This is a genomic window from Frankia sp. R82 (assembly GCF_023716925.1).
Taxonomy (GTDB): Bacteria; Actinomycetota; Actinomycetes; order Frankiales; family Frankiaceae; genus Frankia.
On sequence record NZ_JAMQQG010000034.1, the window covers coordinates 1 to 17,395 of the forward strand.

Below are 17,395 nucleotides of genomic sequence, written 5' to 3' on the forward strand. Positions count from 1 at the left end.
GCCGCCGAGGGTTCGGTCAAGGGTGATCTTACCGTTGACGAACGGCACCGCGAGATCGTCGGTCTGCTGTACGGCCTCGCCGCGGCCGCGCACACGGCGGGCTGGCTCGGCTGGCTCACCGGGGCGACGCAGCTCGTCGAGGCCGTCCGTCCGTTCACCGACGTACTCGCCGGCCGGCCGGGGACGGTGAACTTCCCCGAGCTCGCCCGCACCGGCCGCGAGCTGTGGGCGGACAGCCGGTACGCGCTGGCGGCGGTCCGCCTCGCCCGGCTGACCGGGCACGGCCGGCAGCTGCGGCCACCGCTGTGGACCTGGCTCACCCGGGTGGCCGTGCTCGGCACCCTGTCTGCGGCGGAGCAGACCGGCTGGGCCGAGGAGATCGGCCGGGTCACGGCCGGTGACGGCAACGAGGAGGCCCACCTCGACTTCGCCTGTCTGCTGCTCGGCGCCGGACCGGTGTTTCCGCTGGTTACCCGGATGACCAGCAACTACCGGTCCGCCTACGGGTCGGCCCTGTTCGAGGACTTCGACCTGATGGTCGAGCGGTACACCCCTGACCTGCGGACCGTCGAGGCTGCCGGCCGGGTGCTGGACGGCCTCGCCGCCTCCCTGGACCGCACCGGCTGGCCGACCAGGCCGGACGCGCAGGAGGAGATCCTGGATCTGCTGGCCATGATGGTCGTGCGCGTGCATCGCGTGCCGTCCGGGCTACGGGACACCATCGGCCGGTATCTGAACGTCCGGACCGGCCAGGGCCGGCGCCTGCGCCGGACCCACGAGACGTGGACCGACCTGATCAGATCCTACGTGGACGGCCCGAACACCCGCCCCACCCGCTAGCGACACCCCGCTCCCCGCTGCCCGTCACCACAGGTCACCGACCTGCTCGCCCGGCGGCGCGACGACGACCGTCTCGTCCGCCGGGTCGTCCGGGTGGGCCTGGGGCTCACCGATGCGTCCGTTCGCGGGGTTCCACCCTGGCCCCGGGTCGGACGATCTGCCCGTGGCGCCGTGGGGAACCACGGTGGGCTCGTCCTCGTCCGGCGACCACCCCTGCGCCGGCGTCCGTCCGGACGATCGATCGAAGCGCCCGGACCGGCCCGATTCCCCGAACCGGCGCGCGTGGTCGGGGACGGGCTCACGGACCTGGTCCCGGCCACGCTCCTGATCGCCGTCTCGGTCCTGGTCCTGGTCGCGGTCGGACTGGCGGCGTCCGAAGCGCCGGTCGTTGCGGACCTGACCGGGCGGGGGCCACTGCCGCGGCTGGGGCGGGCCGGGCACATCGTCGGCGCTCGTGCGCCGCTGGTAGGCCGGCAGCACACTCGGCACGGGGACCTGCCCGCCGTGCAGGTAGTTCGGGTCGGAGTCGACCCGGTCCAGCTGCTCGCGTTTCCACCGGTCGAGGGAACGTTCGGCGATCTCGACCTGGTCGCGCACGGTGCGGCGGGCCAGCTCTTCGACGGCCTCGTCACGTTCGTCCCGGGCGGCCTGGACCTCGCGCAACGTGTCCGTCTGGTAAATCGTCTGCTCGGCCCGCAGTCGGCGGCTGTGCTGGCGGGAGATCGCCAGATGCTCGCGTTCCTCGGCCTCCAGACCCTCCTCGTAGCGGTTGCGGTGGCCCAGCAGCATGAACAGTTTGAACAGGATCGGCAGGCAGTCGATGGCAGTGATGAACGCCAACAGGGTGTAGTGCGTGGTGCGCATCGTGGCGTTGCGCTTGGTGAGGTCACCGAGCGCCTGCATCCGGATCAGCAGGCCGGTGTTCTCCCGGTTCGACGTGTCGAACGCGTTGCGCAGCCGGTCACGCTGCTCGACCAGCGGAGCGAGTTCCTTCTGGTCCCTTCCGATCTGCTCCTTCGCATCCTGCACGGCCTTTGCCTGCCGGACGGGCAGCGCCTTCGCCGCGTTTTCCCGAGCCGTGGTCAGCTGGGTTTCCAGGGGTTGCACGTAGGTGCGGTAGTACTCGTCGGCGCGCTGCTTCGCCCGCTCGGTACGGAAACCGTCTCCGGGGCGCCCCGAGCCGACCCCGTCACCGCAGTCGGTGCCGCCGGACTCCTCGCAGTTGACCTGCTGCCGATACCGGTTGTAGGTCCGCATCGGGTCGATGTCCGGGTTCAGCTTCGCGACCAGGGAGCGCACCGTCTCGTCGTTCTCGACGGTGGCACCACCATCGGTGTTGACCAGAACGGTCTGCCGGGTGATGTCCCCGTTCAGCTGGCCGATGCGACGCACGATGGGATTGTTCGGGTCGCTCCAGCTCGCCTGCTGGCTGGTCGCGGCCTCGGCCTGGATCAGCGCGACCTGCTGCATGATCTCCGGCTGGAAGATGCGCAGCACGAACGGTGTCGACACCACCAGCCCGATGAGGAATGCCAGCGCCGCCCGGGGCAGCAGCATCCAGATGTTGGACCGCCCCGCCGTCGCCAGCAACCACCGGTCGAACCCCATGATGGCGCAGCCCCACAGCAGCCCGAGGACGACACACACCACGATCGGCAGATCCAGCCCCATCCGCAGGGCGAAACCACTCGAGATCGCCGCCATGGCCGAGGTAATGAACACCGCGCTGCCGAGGCCGACATATTTCGGCCGGTCGGACGGAAACCGCTCGAGAACCTTCAGGTTCGCCGTGGACAACCACAGCATGAACTGACCCATGCCGTGAAACGGCGCGCGGACGAACCCGCCGACCACACCCGGCATCCCGCGAACCCCCGTACCGATCCCCCACATACCCGACTCCCCCGCCCACCGCATCCCCCGTAACGGCGCCGCCCCCGCACGATACTCCCCACCGACCCGCCCCAACCCGGGCGATTCCCAGGTCCGTACCGACGAACGACGCTCCGCGCCGCAGGATCGACAGCGGCCCGCCCAAAGACCTCACCCAGCCCCACAAAACCCGGACCGATACCCTTGCTCTTCCCGCATCACCCTGGCGCACGGGACGCTGACCAGCGCATTCATCCATCGAGCCAACCCTGCCATCGACAAGATCGATCAAGGCCTTCCCGCAGAGCGCGACCTCCCGACGCGTTGTCCACCGCGCGGGGCTCGCCGAAGTCCTGGGCCGGCACCACCAGCTGGCCATGGACATGACCCCCGCGGGTATGCGTGCAGGCGTGCCGGCTATTCGCGAACATCCTTGTTCGCCGCCAGCCCGGGCCGCAACGTCTCGCGGGAGTGGGTGGGACAGATAGTCGGCGCGCTGCACGGGCCTGCGCCGCCCGGCCAGTCAGGCGCCGCGGCGGCGTACCGAGGACCACTGCCGCGATCACGAGTAACCGATACGTCCGCCCGGTGATAGGTTCGCCGCGGGTGGACGTTCATGATCCGCTGTGGGCCTGGGACGGTGGGCTGGCCGATGGGACGTCTGCTGACGGTCAACCTCGCCATCGTTCGGGACGGCGCCTGGACGGGCCGGATGGGCCGCAGCGGCATCGACAAGCGCCCGGTCAGTGGCCCGGTGCACGCGGGGCCCGCGGGCCTCAGTGGGGACACCGTCTGTGACCGGCGGTTCCACGGCGGCGTCGACCGAGCCGGATATGCCTTCGCCCACGAGGACTACGCCTGGTGGAAGGAATCGCTGGGCCGGCGGATTCGCCCCGGCACCTTCGGCGAGAATCTCACCACGGAGGGCCTCGACGTCACCGGCGCCCGAATCGGCGAGCTGTGGGCGATCGGCTCGGCGGTGTTCGAGGTGTCCGCGCCACGGGTCCCCTGCCGGGTGTTCGCCGGGTTCTGGGACGTCCCCGACCTCATCGCCCGGTTCACCCAGCGGGCCACGCCGGGCGCCTACCTGCGGGTGCGGACGCCGGGTGCGGTCACCGCCGGTGATCCGATCACCGTCGCGCACCGACCCGGCCACGACATCACCGTCGGCCTGGTGTTCCGCGCGTTGACGACCGAGCCCGAGCGCCTGCCCGACCTCGGCGACGTCACCGACGTCCTCGCCACCGACATCAGCGACCGGGTGCACCGCCGCCTCGCCCGACCCGGCTCCACCTCCACCTCCACCTGCTGATGCGCACTATCTGGGGTCATACCGGTAGATGCACAGGAGGTGCGTCCGTTGGGTGCGTTGACAATGATCTGGGTTAACCGCATACTTCGAGCGCCTGTGTAAGGAAGCCGGTGGAAATCCGGCGCGGTCGCGCCACTGTGACCGGTCCGTCCGCACCTCCGCGGAGGGGCCGCAAGCCAGACCCGAGCGCAGGTGAGTCCGAACATCCGGGACGCACGATCCCCCAGGAGGATCCTTCATGACCACACCTGTCGTCGAGCCACGGCAGCACTCCGTCACGTTCCCGCTGACCGCCCGTCGGCTGGCGCTGGGCCTCACCGCGCTGCTGTCGCTGGCGCTGCTGTACTTCATCGGCGTCGACCAGGGCGCGACCTCGCTGTTCGGGTCGGACACGCACATCCACGAGTTCGTCCACGACGCGCGCCACTTCCTCGGCTTCCCCTGCCACTGAGCGGGAGGGCTGCCGCGGTGGAGCTTCGCCACATTTACCGCGGCCTGGGTGTGGGGCTGCTCGGCGGGCTGCTGGCGTTCGTGTTCGCCCGCATCTTCGCCGAGCCGTTCATCCAGGACGCGATCGACTACGAGAGCGGCCGGGACGCCGCCCAGGACGCTCTCGACCACGCCGCCGGCCTCGGGCACGGCGGCGCGGGCGGGCACGAGGCAGCGGAGGTCTTCAGCCGCTCGGTGCAGCGCAACCTCGGCATCGGGGTGGGCATGGCCGTGTTCGGGCTGGCACTCGGCGGGCTGTTCGTCGTCGCCTACCTGCTCGTCTCCCGGCGCTACCCGCAGATCCGGCCGCGGGTGCTGGCCGCGCTGGTCGCCGGGGCGGGATTCGTGAGCCTGTACCTGGTGCCGTTCGCCAAGTACCCGGCGAACCCGCCGGCGATCGGCCACGAGGAGACGATCGGCGCCCGCAGCGCGCTGTACGTGACGATGGTCGCGGTGTCGGTGATCTCGCTGGTGCTGGCCGTCATCGCCGGGCGATGGCTGGCCGGGCGGGTCGGCACCTGGAACGCGAGCCTGCTCGGCGCGGTCGTGTTCTTCGTGCTCGTCGGCGTGGCGATGGGGCTGCTGCCGTCGTTCGGGCACCTGGCGTCGAACAAGGCCGAGTACGGCACCTTCGCCACGGAGACACCGCAGCCGCTGCGGGATGCCCGGGGTGTGATCGTGTACCCCGGCTTCGACGCCGACCTGCTGTTCCGGTTCCGGTTCTACTCGGTGATCAGCCAGTTGATCCTGTGGCTGACGATCGGCTTCGGTTTCGGCACACTCGCCGAACGCCTCGCCGGCGCCCCCGCCCGGGTGCGCGCTCCGCGTCCCGTCACCGGGGCGGCTGCCGCCGACCGCCCCTCGGCCGCCGCCGCGTCCACCGCGAGTTAGGTGCTCTGGCCCCTGGCGAGACCCATATCCGCGAGGAAACTGCGGCGCCATCGTCAGGTGGAGGGTTGTTCGGGAAATCGGGCCCTGATCCCCGAACAACCCTCCACATGTCAGCGGCCAGCCGGCGGCCATCGCGGTCATGGTCGCGCCTGCTCTCGGACGGCGATGGACGTCGGCATCCGGAGGTGGGCGCGGTGGCCGTCGCGGGCGCCCTCGCCGAACCGCCGAACGGGCGTGGGTCAGGCACAGACGTGGGTCAGGCACAGACGTGGGTCAGGCACAGACGTGGGTCAGGCACAGACGTGGGTCAGGCGGGCGTGGGTCAGGGGGTGGCGGGGGGTCCGAGCGGGTAGCGGACGCCGGTGATCCGCTCGGACTCGGCCCACAGCAGCCGGCCGAGGTCACGGTTGCGGGCGGTGCGGCCCGCCCGGGTGGGTACTGGCGAGCCAGTGCTACCGAACAGCCCGTTCGGGCCATAGAAATCGCCGCCGCGCACGCCGGGGTCCACGGCGGCCCGGATCGGTGCGAGCGCCCCGGTCTGCGCATCCTGGATGAGCCAGCCCATCACCGGAGCCATCTGGTCCGTCATGAAGGCGCGCATGACCACCGGCAGTTCGCGGACCAGGCCGGTCCGCGCCACACCAGGATGGGCGGCCACCGCGATGGTCGGGGCGCCCGCCGCGCCAAGACGGCGCTGCAGTTCGATGGCGAACATCAGCATGGCCAGTTTGGAGGTCGGGTACGCCGCCCTGCTGCCCGGCGCCCACATGGGGTCGCGGCGGACGAAACCACGAGCAGCCGGTCGGACTCGACCAATCCGGTAAACAAGGCTACTCAAAGTGATGACGCGCGAGTGCGGGGTGGCGAGCAGCCGGTCGAGCAGCAGGCCGGTGAGGGCGAAATGGCCGACATAGTTGATGCCCAGGGTCGGATCGAGCCCGTCCTCGGTAGCGGACACGCGCGGTCGCATGACCCCCGCGTTGTTGATCAGAAGATCGAGCCGTGGACACGCGGCCCGGATCTGCATGGCCGCCGCGTGAACCGAGGTCAGCGACGCCAGATCAAGTCGCTGCACCCGAACGTCCGCCCGGGCCGCGACATCGCGCCGTCCCCCGATACCGGTCGGGCCGGCCAGGCCGGATGATCCTGCGGCCCCAGCCCGTCCCACGGCCGCGGACGGCCACCCGACACCGGACGGTCGCTCGCGGCCGGCGGATCCCCTGGCCGCGGACACCGTGACGGGCATCGCGGCAGCAGCGACCAGGTCGGCGTTCGCGGCGTTCGCGCCGGCTGCCGGGGCCGCCCTGGACGAAACGTCCGCGCGGATGCGGGCGGCGGCCGCCTCGGCCGACGCGACGTCGCGGCAGGCCATGATGACGGTGGCGCCGCGGCCGGCGAGCACCCGGGAGATCTCGAAACCGATGCCGGAATCGGCGCCGGTGACGACGATCTGCCGTCCATGCAGGTCGGGCACGTCGGCGAGGCCCCAGCCGACGGCCTGTTGGCCATGATCACGCATGGGGCCCGGCCGCCTGTCGTCCCGCCGTCCTGCCATCTGCCCGTTCCATCATGCGCCCGTCCCATCGTGTGTGGTGTTGGTGGGGACCACTCAGGCGGGCTCCAGGAGGACGAGCGGGATCACCCGCTCGGTCTTCGCCTCGTAGCCGCGATACCACCGGTTCGTGACAACCTGCGGCCACAGCTGGCCACGCTCGTCCGGGGTCGCCTGCCGGGCCCGCATCGACCGCCACTGCTCGCCTCGCGCCCGCACCTGGACGTCCGGATTCGCGCAGACGTTCAGGAACCAGTCGGGATCCCGGTCGTCGCCGCCACGGGAGGCCACCAGGACGATCGTGGACCCGTCCCGCACCGGCGAGGTCAGCCGCAGCGTGTGCGGACGGCCCGAACGCCGACCGGTGGTGATCACTTCCAGCACCGGCATGCCACCGGCCCGCCAGCCCAGGCGCCCCCCGGTCACCCGGACAAGGACGCCATGAGCCCGGTTCAGCAGTCTGAACCTCTGACCCTTCGCCATCTCCCAACCTCCTCCACCGTTCACCGCAACATTCAACCGATCCTTACGGCCGCCGCCCGACACGGGTACGAATTGTCTCGTTCGCGTCCCCCGAACGCGGGCCCCCGCCCGTCCTTCCCAGCTCACCCCGCCCGTGCCCGGTCCAACCGTCCGTCTCGCCCCGTCCGGTCGGTCACCTCTGTTCCGTCCGGACGCACGCTTTCGTCCGCACGCTCTCGTCCCCGCCGACCGTCCGTCTCGTCCTGTTCGGGCACCCACCCTCCCCGTCCGGACGATGTCGTTCGGATGACGCCACCCGGCTGACGAGGCGAACGGAGATGCCGGGTCGCCGTCGGCAGGCGAGGATCGGGGACGTGCACCGAGTCGGCCAGCCGTCGTGAAGGGACGCCGCCCATGAGCCCGGTCGCCGCCGGCCCCGTGGTGCTACCTGACACCCGTGAGCTGCGCGAACGCGCCTTGGCCGCGTTGTACCGCTGCGGCGTCACCACGCCGCGCACGGGCGCGCTCACGATCCGGACGCCGATCACCGGGGAGGCGCTTTTCGACGTCACCACCGCGGACGCAGGAAACGTGGCCGCGGCGATCGACGCGGCGCACGAGGCGTTCGGACGCTGGCGGATGGTGCCGGCACCCGCCCGGGGTGCGCTGGTGAAGCGGTTCGGCGAACTGGTCGGTCGGCGCCGCGCCGACCTGGCCGATCTGATCGGCATCGAGGTCGGCAAGATCCGTTCCGAGGCGCTCGGCGAGGTCCAGGAGATGATCGACATCTGCGATCTGGCGGTCGGGCTGTCCCGTCAGCTCACCGGACGCACCATGCCCTCGGAGCGGCCGGGCCACCGGCTGATGGAGACCTGGCATCCCCTCGGCGTGGTCGGCGTGATCTCGGCGTTCAACTTTCCCGCGGCGGTGTGGTCGTGGAACGTGGCGCTGGCGGCCGTCTGCGGGAACACGGTGGTGTGGAAGCCGTCGCCGCGTGCCGTGCTCACCGCCGCCGCGTGCACGGCCCTGTTCGACCGGGCAGCGGCCGACGTCGGTGCGCCGGCGAACCTGAACGTGCTGGTCCCCGCCAGCGCGGCGGACGCGGCGGTGCTCGTCGACAGTCCGCGGGTGCCGCTGGTGAGCGCCACCGGCTCGCAGGCCATGGGCGAGCAGGTCGCCCCCCGGATCGCTGCCCGGTTCGGTCGGGTCATCCTCGAACTCGGCGGGAACAACGCGGCCGTGGTCACGCCGTCCGCGGATCTCGACCTCACGACCCGCGCGGTCGTCTTCGCCGCCGTGGGCACCGCCGGTCAGCGGTGCACCACGCTGCGCCGCCTGATCGTCCACGAGTCGATCGCGGACGAGCTCGCTGCCCGACTGTGCGCCGCATACGCGCGGTTGCCGATCGGCGACCCGTTCGCCGAGGGCACGCTCGTCGGCCCGCTGATCGACGGGCACGCCCACCAAGGTATGGCCCGGGCCCTGCGGCAGGCCGTCGCGGACGGCGGCACGATCCTCACCGGCGGCGACCGCCGCCCCACCATCACCGCCACCACAGACACCTCGGCCGGATCCAGCACCTCGGCCGGATCCAGCATCACGGGCACATCCGTCACCCCGGGCGGACCGGGCGGACCGGGCAGGGCCGAAGCCCCGCAGGGGGCCGACTCCGACCCGTCCGCGTTCTACGTGGAGCCGGCGCTGGTGCGGATGCCGGCACAGACCGCGATCGTGCGCACCGAGACCTTCGCCCCCATCCTCTATCTGTTGACCTACCGCACCCTGGACGAGGCGATCGCACTGCACAACGACGTCCCGCAGGGCCTGTCCTCGTCGATCTTCACCACCGACCAGCGCGAGGCCGAACGTTTCCTGGCCGCGGACGGATCGGACTGCGGCCTCGTGAACGTCAACATCGGCACGTCCGGCGCGGAGATCGGCGGCGCGTTCGGCGGTGAGAAGACCACCGGTGGCGGTCGCGAGGCGGGCTCGGACGCCTGGCGCGCCTACATGCGCCGCGCCACGAACACCATCAACTACTCCGGCGCCCTCCCCCTCGCGCAGAACATCGACTTCGTCTGACCCCGCGCCGAGTGATGTCCACGGCTGACCGGTCTTCGGGTGTTGCGGGGATCCGACCGCAGGCCGTTCGACACATGAAGCAACGAAGTGAGTACACGTAGCGACGGCCGGGTAGGTATCCGACCTGGGGCACGGACGCGGACACCGCGGTGAACGTGCCGGGTTGACGCAGCTGCCAGAAAGGCGTCCGGATGCCGATTCTCTGCCGCCCGTCCGTCGCGGTGCCCGAGCACGTGATCACCATGGCGCAGACCCTGGACCTGGCCCACCGGCTGCACGCCGACCACCCCCGCCTGGAGCTGGTGTTACAGCTCATCGCGCACACCGGGGTGCGCGAGCGCCATCTCGTCCAGCCGATCGCGCGGACGCTCGAGCATCCGGGGTTCGAGGCCCGCAACCTCGTGTATGCCCGCGAGGCGCGGCGCCGCGTACCGCCGGTGGTGTGGGGAGCACTGCACTCGGGCGGGGTCGGTGCCGCCGACATCGACGCGATCATCTTCGTGTCCTGCACCGGGTTCCTGATGCCGTCGATGACCGCCTGGATGATCAACAACCTGGGGTTCCGGTCCGACACCCGGCAGATCCCGATCGCGCAGCTGGGCTGCGCCGCCGGCGGGGCCGCGATCAACCGGGCGGCCGATTTCTGCCTCGCCTACCCGGACGCGAACGTGCTGATCGTCGCCTGTGAGTTCTGTTCGCTGTGCTACCAGCCGGACGATGTCGAAGTCGGCAACCTGCTGGCCAACGGGCTGTTCGGCGACGCGGTGGCCGCCGCGGTGGTGCGCGGCGGGGGCGGGCCGGGGCTGCGGGGGGTCGAACTGGAACGCAACGGCTCGTACCTGGTGCCGGACACCGAGGACTGGATCTCCTACGCCGTGCGGTCGACGGGCTTCCACTTCCAGCTCGACCGGCGGGTCCCGACCACCATGGCGATGCTCGCCCCCGCGCTGCACACCCTGGCCCGCAGCCACGGCTGGGAGGCCGGCGACCTCGACTTCTACATCATCCACGCCGGCGGCCCGCGCATCCTCGACGATCTGGGCGCCATCCTGGACGTCGAGGACTCGGCCTTTCGGCACAGCCGGGCGACCCTCACCGACTACGGCAACATCGCGAGCGCCGTCGTCCTCGACGCGCTGCGCCGGATGTTCGACGACGACACGCTCAACTCCGGTGCCCGCGGCATGATTGCCGGCTTCGGCCCGGGCATCACGGCCGAGACCTGCATCGGTACCTGGACCAGCTGCCCCGACCGCCCCCTGGACGACCGTTCCGAGGAAGGACGCGCGCATGCCCGCCAGAACCCGCGTGAAGCCGAACCCCACAGCACCGGCCGGCCCGCCCCCGTCCGCCACGACGGTGTCCGCCACGACGGTGTCCGCCACCTCGCGGACCTACCCGGCACCGGCCGGCCCAACGCGGGCCGACCCAGCGCGGGCCGACGTGGTGCACTGCCCGTTCGACCACGGTGAGGCGCTCGAGCCCGACCCGCTGCTGGAGCGGCTGCGCGACGAGCGGCCGATCACCCGGATCACGATGCCGCACGGTACGGGCTGGGCGTGGCTGGTGACGCGCTACGACGACGTCCGACGGGTGGTCAGCGATCCGCGGTTCAGCCGGGCCGCAACCGTCGGCCGGGACCTGCCGCGGATGACCCCCGAACCGATCGCGCAACCCGACGCGATCAACCATCTGGACCCGCCGGACCTCACCCGACTGCGCCGTCTGGCCGCCCAGGCCCTCGCGCCCGAGCAGATCGCCCGGATGACACCCAGGATCCAGACGATCGTGGACGGCCTGCTCGACGAGCTCGCCGCCGCCGGCCCGCCGGCGGAGTTCACCCGGCAGTTCGCCGCCCGGCTGCCCCTGGACACGATCTGCGAGCTGCTGGCGATCTCCCCGGACGACCGGCCACAGATCCGCCGCCGGGTCCTCGACCTCATGTCCACCAGCGCCGGTGCGCAGGCCAGCCGCGCGGCCAAGACATCCCTGCGCGCCTACTTCAGCGAGCTCGCCATCCGCCGCCGCGACAACCCCGGCGACGACCTGATCAGCACCCTCGCCACCGCCCGCGACGGCGCGGACGGCACCGATGCCCTCGACGACACCGAGCTGGGCGTGATGGCCCTCGTGCTCACCGTGAACGGCCACGACACCAGCACCTACCAGCTCAGCAACATCCTCTACACCCTGCTCACCCACCCGGCCGAGCTCGCCCGGGTCCGCACCCACCCCGAACTGCTCGACCAGGCCCTCGAGGAGGTCCTGCGTCACATCCCGTTCCGCCAGGGCGTCGGCATCGCCCGGATCGCCCGCACCGACGTGGAACTCGGTGGTGTGACGATCCGCGCCGGCGAGGCCGTGCACGTCTCCTACCTGGCCGCCAACCGCGACCCCGCGGTCTTCGACCATCCAGGCGACCTCGACCTCGACCGTCCGCCCACCACCCACTTCGCCTTCGGCCACGGCCTCCACTACTGCCTCGGCGCGAACCTGGCCCGCGCGGTCCTGCGCCTGGCCTTCGCCACCCTGCTGGCCCGCTTCCCCACCCTGCGCCTGGCCATCCCCGCGGACGAGATCCCCTGGCACACCGGCTCCATCTGGCGCTACCCCGAGCGCCTCCCCATCACCTGGTGACACCCTCATGGCCCACCGGCCATGACATCGACGCCACCGAACCGGATGACGCCGGAACACCTCCACAGCCACCGCGACGGATTGACACTATGACTGCGTCAATCTATCGTTGATGCGTGCTCTACCCCACACCCGCCCTCCGGGCTACCGATGATCAGGTTCTCGGCGAGATCGACAGCATGCGGGAGTCGCTGCGCCATCAGATCCAGGCTGCGCCGGCGAGATGGACTGTGGGGCTCCGGAAGTTCCTGACCGCCGACGCCGTCGCCGCCTCCAACTCCATCGAGGGCTTCAAGGTGGCCACCATCGACGTCGAGGACCTGATGGACGGCGAGCGGGATGTCGAGGTCTCCGACGAGAACCGCGAGGAGACTCTGGCCTATCAGCGGATGATGACCTACCTCCAGACGCTTCACGACGCCGAGGATTTCCGCTACGGCAAAGGCCTGTTCAACGCGCTGCACTGGATGTTGCAGGGCCACCGGCACACTATGCACCGGCCGGCCGGGCAGTGGCGCCGCGGTCCGGTATACGTCACCGATGCCCGCGACCCCAGCATTGCGGCCTATACAGCGCCGGATGCCGAGACCGTTCCGGCGCTGATGGCGGAACTCGTCGAGTGGCTCAACACCGACGACAAAACCCCTGCACTGGTGCGGGCGGCCATGGCGCATCTACATCTTGTGTCCATCCACCCCTGGGCCGACGGCAACGGCCGGATGTCCCGCTCACTGCAGACGCTCATGATCGCACGCGAGGGCGTCCTCGCCCCGGAGTTCTCCTCCATCGAGGCATGGCTCGGCCGCCCCGGCAACACCTGGGAGTACTACCGCGAACTCGCCGACCGGGGCCCGAACTACCTTCCCGACCAGGACGTCTCCAGCTGGATCCGGTTCAGTCTGACCGCCTACCACCAGCAGGCCCAGACCGTTGCAGGCCGACTCGACCGCTCCGGACGGGTGGGGGCCGCGCTCTCCGCGTTCACCGAGCGCACCGGGCTGGACGAGCGGGTGGTCACCGCCCTGCACGACGTGGCCATGGCCGGGCGGGTGCGCCGCTCACGCTACGAGCACGCCGAGGGCCTGAGCCTGCAACAGGCCCAACGAGATCTCCGCGACCTCACCACCGCCCAGATCCTGGCACCGGTCGGTCGCACCCGAGCCCGCTACTACACCGCAGGCCCCCGTTTCCCCCAACCAGCACTTGATCTCGCCCGCACGCCCATGACCCTGAGGAAGCCCTACACCATCTGACGGGAACCACCGCCCACATCACCGGGGTGATCCGATGCCCTCGCGGGTGTCAGCGTGCCGGTGCCTGGCGGGCGGCTCCGATGATCCGGGTGAGTGCGCCGTGCAGCTCCTGCAGGTCGGCGATCTCGACGCCCAGGCGATCGACGACGGCGTAGGGAATCTTCAGCGCCTCCTGCCGCAACGCACTGCCGGCCGGGGTGAGTTCGAGCGTCAGCAGGCGCTCGTCGGTGGCGGCCCGGCGCCGGGACACGTAGCCCGCCGACTCCAGCCGCTTGAGCAGCGGGGAGAGCGTGGCCGAGTCCAGCAGCAGGGCACCACCGAGGTCCTTCACCGAGCGCGGCGAGCGTTCCCACAGGGCCAGCATCACCAGGTACTGGGGGTGCGTCAGGCCGAGTGGTTCCAGCAGTGGTCGGTATACCCCGATCACCAGCCGGGAGGCAACCGACAGGGCAAAACACACCTGCCGCTCCAGCGCGAGGGGATCCTCCCCGAGGTCCTCACCGACAGGCGCGCTGTCCTCGAGCACGGGCCGCTCCCTCCGTGGCGTGTGTCATGGCCAGGATACCTGGCTAGCCAACGAAGCGATCGCGTACGATTCATGTGTGCACTAATCAATAGAGCACCAAGCTTCGGCCGGCGATGCGGCAGGCGCAGCGGTCGACAGCGGTCGACGAGGGAGGGCGACGGATGAAGGTCCAGGACCACACGGTCGGCTCAGCGGACAGCGTGGACGCGGCGGGCGCAGTGACCGCGGGCAGTCCCGGCCGCTTCTACCGCTTCCTGTTCAGGATCATGGGGCCGGCGCAGCTCGGTTCACTCGACGCTCCGGTGCGCCCCACGCCCCCGCGGGTGGACATCTGCCGTAGCTGCGGGCAGCCGCGGGAGGCCCACGAGCTCGAACGGCTTGCCGACCACACCGCCTCGCGCTGCCCCGCGGGTCGCGGTGTTCGTTGGCCGTCGGCCGTCCCGGCATCACCTCGGTGAGGCGGTTCACGACGTCCTCGGCCCGCTTGCCTTCGAGCAGTTCATAGAGGTTCGCGTAGCGGTAGATGTGATCGAAGTCCTCGAGCAGCCCGAAGTCGTACGTGAGCTTCAGATACGGGTCCGGTTCTGAGCGGGCGAGCCACGCGGTGAGGTCCACAGCCTCCTGTTCGTAGCCGAGGGTGACCACCAATGTGCTTTCCTCGCCGGGGATCAGCCAGTTCACCACCCGCTGCTGCTGTTCGATCGCCCAGGTCTGGGCGAGCGCGGCTTTCAGTTCGGGCACGTCGGTGTGACGGTTGAACTGGTGACTGAACGCCACCGCCTCGAACTCGGCGCCGTTCATGACGATGACCCGGCACCGGGTATACGGATGTATGTCGTTTTTATCGTAGGGAACAGTATTTAATGACGACCAGGTGCGTACCCGGTCATCAAATGGGATGCCTTTTTCGATCAGCCGGTTGAAACCCATCAGATTCCTCTGGGTTGCTGTCGGCTGGTCGGCCTGCCGGCGACAGAGTCTGGACCGGTCAGGGGTCCGGCCGGTGCCTTGCGGCGCCCGCCCACCCCGTCGCCGTGCTCGGCGGTCCGGTGGGCGGCGGCCCACGGGCATGCTCCAGCTCGCAGCCCTAGCCTTCCGTCGGGACCCCGTCAAAACACGACGCGCCTTCGGCGACAGGTGCGCAGTGTGGCCGGAGCATGCCGACAGGCGACCCGACGACCGGGTTGACTGTTGCCCTTGATTACCGGTCTACTAGTCTTCTAGTAGACCGGTAATCAAGGAGGTGTGGATGTTCCGACTCGAGGCCGGGTCAGGTGTGCCGATCTACCGGCAACTTGTCGCGCAGGTCCAACGGGACGTGATGCTCGGTCGGCTCAGCCCGGGCGAGCGGTTGCCGACCGTGAAGGAGGTGGTCGAGGCGCTCGCGGTCAACCCGAACACGGTCGTGAAGGCCTACGGCGAGCTCGAGCATGCCGGGCTGATCGTGCGCCGGCAGGGGGTGGGTACCTTCGTCGCGCCCTCGCCGCCCCTGCCGGCGGTAACCGCTCCACCCGCGTTGCTGGCCTCCCTGCACCGCTGGGTTGGTCGGGCCCGCCAGCACGGACTGTCCACCGAACAGATCCGGGCCCTGGTCGCACTGGCGCTGGACGAGCCGGTCGCCCGCGACACTGTCCGCACGGACAGCCGTCCGGGCAGCACCGGCGCGGTTGCGTCGGGAGGCGCGGCATGACGGCGGCGCTGGCCACCGACGGACTGGGTCACCGGTACGGGCGGTCGCGCTGGGCACTGCGCGCGTGCACCCTCGAGGTGCCGGCCGGTCGGGTCGTGGCACTGGTCGGCCCGAACGGTTCGGGCAAGAGCACCCTGCTGCACACGGCGGCCGGGTTGTTGGCACCGAGCGAGGGATCGGTGCACGTCGCCGGGGCGGCACCCGCCCGGAGCCTGGCGCGGATCGGGTTCGTCGCCCAGGACGCACCGTTGTGGCCCCGGCTGCGGGTCGCCGAGATCCTCGAGGCCGGCCGCCACCTCAACGCGCATTTCGACACACCGTTCGCACGCGGCCGGATCAGCCAGCTCGAGATCGCGCCACGGGCCCGCGTGCAGACCCTCTCCGGCGGGCAACGCGCCCAGCTCGCGCTGACCATGGTCCTGGCGAAACACCCGGACCTGCTGCTCCTGGACGAGCCGCTGGCCAACCTCGATCCGGTCGCCCGCCGGGAGTTCCTGGCGTCCATGTTCGCCGCCTGCACCGACTCCGGGGCCACCGTGGTGTTCTCCTCCCACGTCGTGGCCGAACTCGAGCGGATCTGCGATCATCTGATCGTCCTGCGCGACGGGCGGGTGAGTCTTGTCGGTGACATCGACGACCTCCGCGAGTCCCATCGGATCGTCTCCGGGCCACAGGGCTGGCCCGAGCCCCGCGCCACGCCGGTCATCTGTGCCCGCGACGCCGCCGGCCGGACCACGGCCCTGCTGCGCTGCGACCCGGCCGCCGCCCTCGGTCCAGGTCTGGACGAGACGCTGCCGACCTTCGACGAACTGGTTCTCGGCTACCTCGAACAGCCGTCCCCCGATCATCAGGAGAGCGTCCGATGACCTGGCTCGCCTGGCGCCAACACCGCGGCCCCACGCTGTGGGCGCTGCTCACCGTGGCTGCGCTGTGCGGCCTCATGCTCTGGTCCGGGCTGCGGGCCACGAACGCCCTCGAGCCGTTCCGGGCCGCCGGCTGCATCCGGGCCGGCTTCGATCCGGGTGCCCTGCGTGGCTCCCACTGTGCCGGTGTCGACCAGTTCGGTGCTCGGTTCAACTATGCGATTCCCCTGTTCGAGTTCGGCGTTCCGCTGCTGCTCGCCGTCATCGCCGCCCTGATCGGTGCGCCGCTCGTCGCGCGCGACCTCGAACAGCGCACGCACCTGGCCGCCTGGACCCAGTCGGTGTCGCGACGCCGCTGGTACCTGTCCAAGGTGGTCACCGCGGCAGCCGGGATCGCCGTCGCCGCGACCGTCGCCGGATTCGCCGCGGACCGCCTCCAACGCCCCCTCACCGAAGGCGGACTGACCAGCTCCCGCTGGCCCTGGTTCTTCTCCATCGACCTGGCCCCGGCCGGTGAGGCGTTGCTGTGCTTCGCCCTCGCCGTGGCCGCCGGCGCCTGGCTGCGCCGCACACTGCCCGCCGTCGGGATCGCCCTGGCCGGTTTCCTCATCCTGCTGTTGGTCACCGGACGGGCCGTCCAGACGCTGACCCCCACCAGCCAGGACACCGGGCCTCGGCCCAGCGTTCCCCGTGACGGCTGGATCCTGCACGGGAACACCTACCATCCCGCGAGCCAGTTCTGGCCGCTGCAACTGACGTTCCTGACCGTCCAGCTCGTGCTGGCCGGCACGTGTGTGGCCCTCGGCTGGCGTGCCATCCGTCACCGGACGCCCTGATCCACGCCTGCACGCCACCTGCCCCGGCATCGGCCCGGCATCGGCGCGGACATGCCGATGCCGGGCCGAACGTGCCGGGTCAGCCGCGCG

Annotated in this window: 15 protein-coding genes, 1 pseudogene and 1 riboswitch; of the genes and pseudogenes, 11 read left to right on the forward strand and 5 right to left on the reverse strand. The window is 70.7% G+C overall.

The genetic code is table 11. From position 1 onward, the window contains the following. Positions 1-840, forward strand: an 840-nt coding sequence (locus ND747_RS09150) for a hypothetical protein (protein ID WP_374216193.1), incomplete at its 5' end; no start/stop codon positions are given. 24 nt (positions 841-864) lie between these two features. Here the strand turns inward: ND747_RS09150 and ND747_RS09155 are convergent. Continuing rightward, positions 865-2,703, reverse strand: a complete 1,839-nt coding sequence (locus ND747_RS09155) for a DUF4407 domain-containing protein (RefSeq protein ID WP_251733061.1) — start codon at positions 2,701-2,703, stop codon at positions 865-867. Positions 2,704-3,364: 661 nt separating this feature from the next. On the opposite strand from ND747_RS09155, the gene ND747_RS09160 reads away from it, so the two are divergent. From ND747_RS09160 to ND747_RS09170, 3 genes are all read left to right on the forward strand, one after another. After that, complete coding sequence (locus ND747_RS09160) at positions 3,365-4,024, forward strand: MOSC domain-containing protein (protein WP_251733062.1); 660 nt, start codon at positions 3,365-3,367, stop codon at positions 4,022-4,024. 102 nt (positions 4,025-4,126) lie between these two features. Then, a riboswitch (cobalamin riboswitch) is annotated at positions 4,127-4,206 on the forward strand. 56 nt (positions 4,207-4,262) lie between these two features. Continuing rightward, positions 4,263-4,475 carry a CbtB-domain containing protein gene (locus ND747_RS09165; protein WP_251733063.1) on the forward strand — a complete coding sequence of 71 codons (213 nt, stop codon included), beginning with the start codon at positions 4,263-4,265 and terminating at the stop codon, positions 4,473-4,475. Between the two features lie 17 nt (positions 4,476-4,492). Then, the gene (locus ND747_RS09170) at positions 4,493-5,404 is read left to right on the forward strand and encodes a CbtA family protein (RefSeq protein WP_251733064.1); all 912 of its coding nucleotides are present in this window, start codon (positions 4,493-4,495) and stop codon (positions 5,402-5,404) included. A gap of 322 nt (positions 5,405-5,726) precedes the next feature. Here the strand turns inward: ND747_RS09170 and ND747_RS09175 are convergent, their stop codons facing one another. Then, the gene (locus ND747_RS09175; RefSeq protein WP_374216194.1) at positions 5,727-6,959 is read right to left on the reverse strand and encodes an SDR family NAD(P)-dependent oxidoreductase; all 1,233 of its coding nucleotides are present in this window, start codon (positions 6,957-6,959) and stop codon (positions 5,727-5,729) included. A gap of 54 nt (positions 6,960-7,013) precedes the next feature. Further along, positions 7,014-7,439, reverse strand: a complete 426-nt coding sequence (locus tag ND747_RS09180; protein WP_251733065.1) for a nitroreductase/quinone reductase family protein — start codon at positions 7,437-7,439, stop codon at positions 7,014-7,016. Positions 7,440-7,832: 393 nt separating this feature from the next. Between ND747_RS09180 and ND747_RS09185 the strand changes: the two genes are divergently transcribed. The 4 genes from ND747_RS09185 to ND747_RS09200 all read left to right on the forward strand — a co-directional run bounded on the left by ND747_RS09185 (position 7,833) and on the right by ND747_RS09200 (position 13,390). Beyond that, the gene (locus tag ND747_RS09185) at positions 7,833-9,500 is read left to right on the forward strand and encodes an aldehyde dehydrogenase family protein (protein ID WP_251733066.1); all 1,668 of its coding nucleotides are present in this window, start codon (positions 7,833-7,835) and stop codon (positions 9,498-9,500) included. A 191-nt stretch (positions 9,501-9,691) separates the two neighbouring features. Next, positions 9,692-10,972, forward strand: coding sequence for a type III polyketide synthase (locus tag ND747_RS09190; RefSeq protein WP_285900240.1), 1,281 nt, complete (start codon positions 9,692-9,694; stop codon positions 10,970-10,972). Next, on the forward strand, positions 10,947-12,137 hold the full coding sequence (locus ND747_RS29745; protein WP_308204593.1) for a cytochrome P450: 1,191 nt from the start codon (positions 10,947-10,949) through the stop codon (positions 12,135-12,137). The genes ND747_RS09190 and ND747_RS29745 overlap by 26 nt, the downstream gene beginning before the upstream one ends. A gap of 116 nt (positions 12,138-12,253) precedes the next feature. Beyond that, a complete protein-coding gene (locus ND747_RS09200; RefSeq protein WP_251733068.1) occupies positions 12,254-13,390 on the forward strand; it encodes a Fic family protein in 1,137 nt (378 codons plus the stop codon). Between the two features lie 49 nt (positions 13,391-13,439). On the opposite strand, the gene ND747_RS09205 is transcribed toward ND747_RS09200, so the two are convergent. Both ND747_RS09205 and ND747_RS09210 read right to left on the reverse strand, forming a co-directional pair. Beyond that, positions 13,440-13,916 (reverse strand): MarR family transcriptional regulator, encoded by a 477-nt coding sequence (locus ND747_RS09205; RefSeq protein WP_251733069.1) that lies wholly within the window; start codon positions 13,914-13,916, stop codon positions 13,440-13,442. A 390-nt stretch (positions 13,917-14,306) separates the two neighbouring features. After that, positions 14,307-14,846, reverse strand: a pseudogene (locus tag ND747_RS09210) (hypothetical protein); the annotation flags it as partial. A gap of 319 nt (positions 14,847-15,165) precedes the next feature. Between ND747_RS09210 and ND747_RS09215 the strand changes: the two are divergent. The 3 genes from ND747_RS09215 to ND747_RS09225 are packed head-to-tail and all read left to right on the forward strand — an operon-like array spanning position 15,166 to position 17,305. Continuing rightward, the gene (locus ND747_RS09215) at positions 15,166-15,606 is read left to right on the forward strand and encodes a GntR family transcriptional regulator (RefSeq protein WP_251733071.1); all 441 of its coding nucleotides are present in this window, start codon (positions 15,166-15,168) and stop codon (positions 15,604-15,606) included. Next, complete coding sequence (locus ND747_RS09220; RefSeq protein WP_251733072.1) at positions 15,603-16,472, forward strand: ATP-binding cassette domain-containing protein; 870 nt, start codon at positions 15,603-15,605, stop codon at positions 16,470-16,472. Before ND747_RS09215 ends, ND747_RS09220 begins: the two co-directional genes overlap by 4 nt. Beyond that, positions 16,469-17,305, forward strand: coding sequence for an ABC transporter permease subunit (locus tag ND747_RS09225; RefSeq protein WP_251733073.1), 837 nt, complete (start codon positions 16,469-16,471; stop codon positions 17,303-17,305). Before ND747_RS09220 ends, ND747_RS09225 begins: the two co-directional genes overlap by 4 nt. Positions 17,306-17,395: the final 90 nt, after the last annotated feature.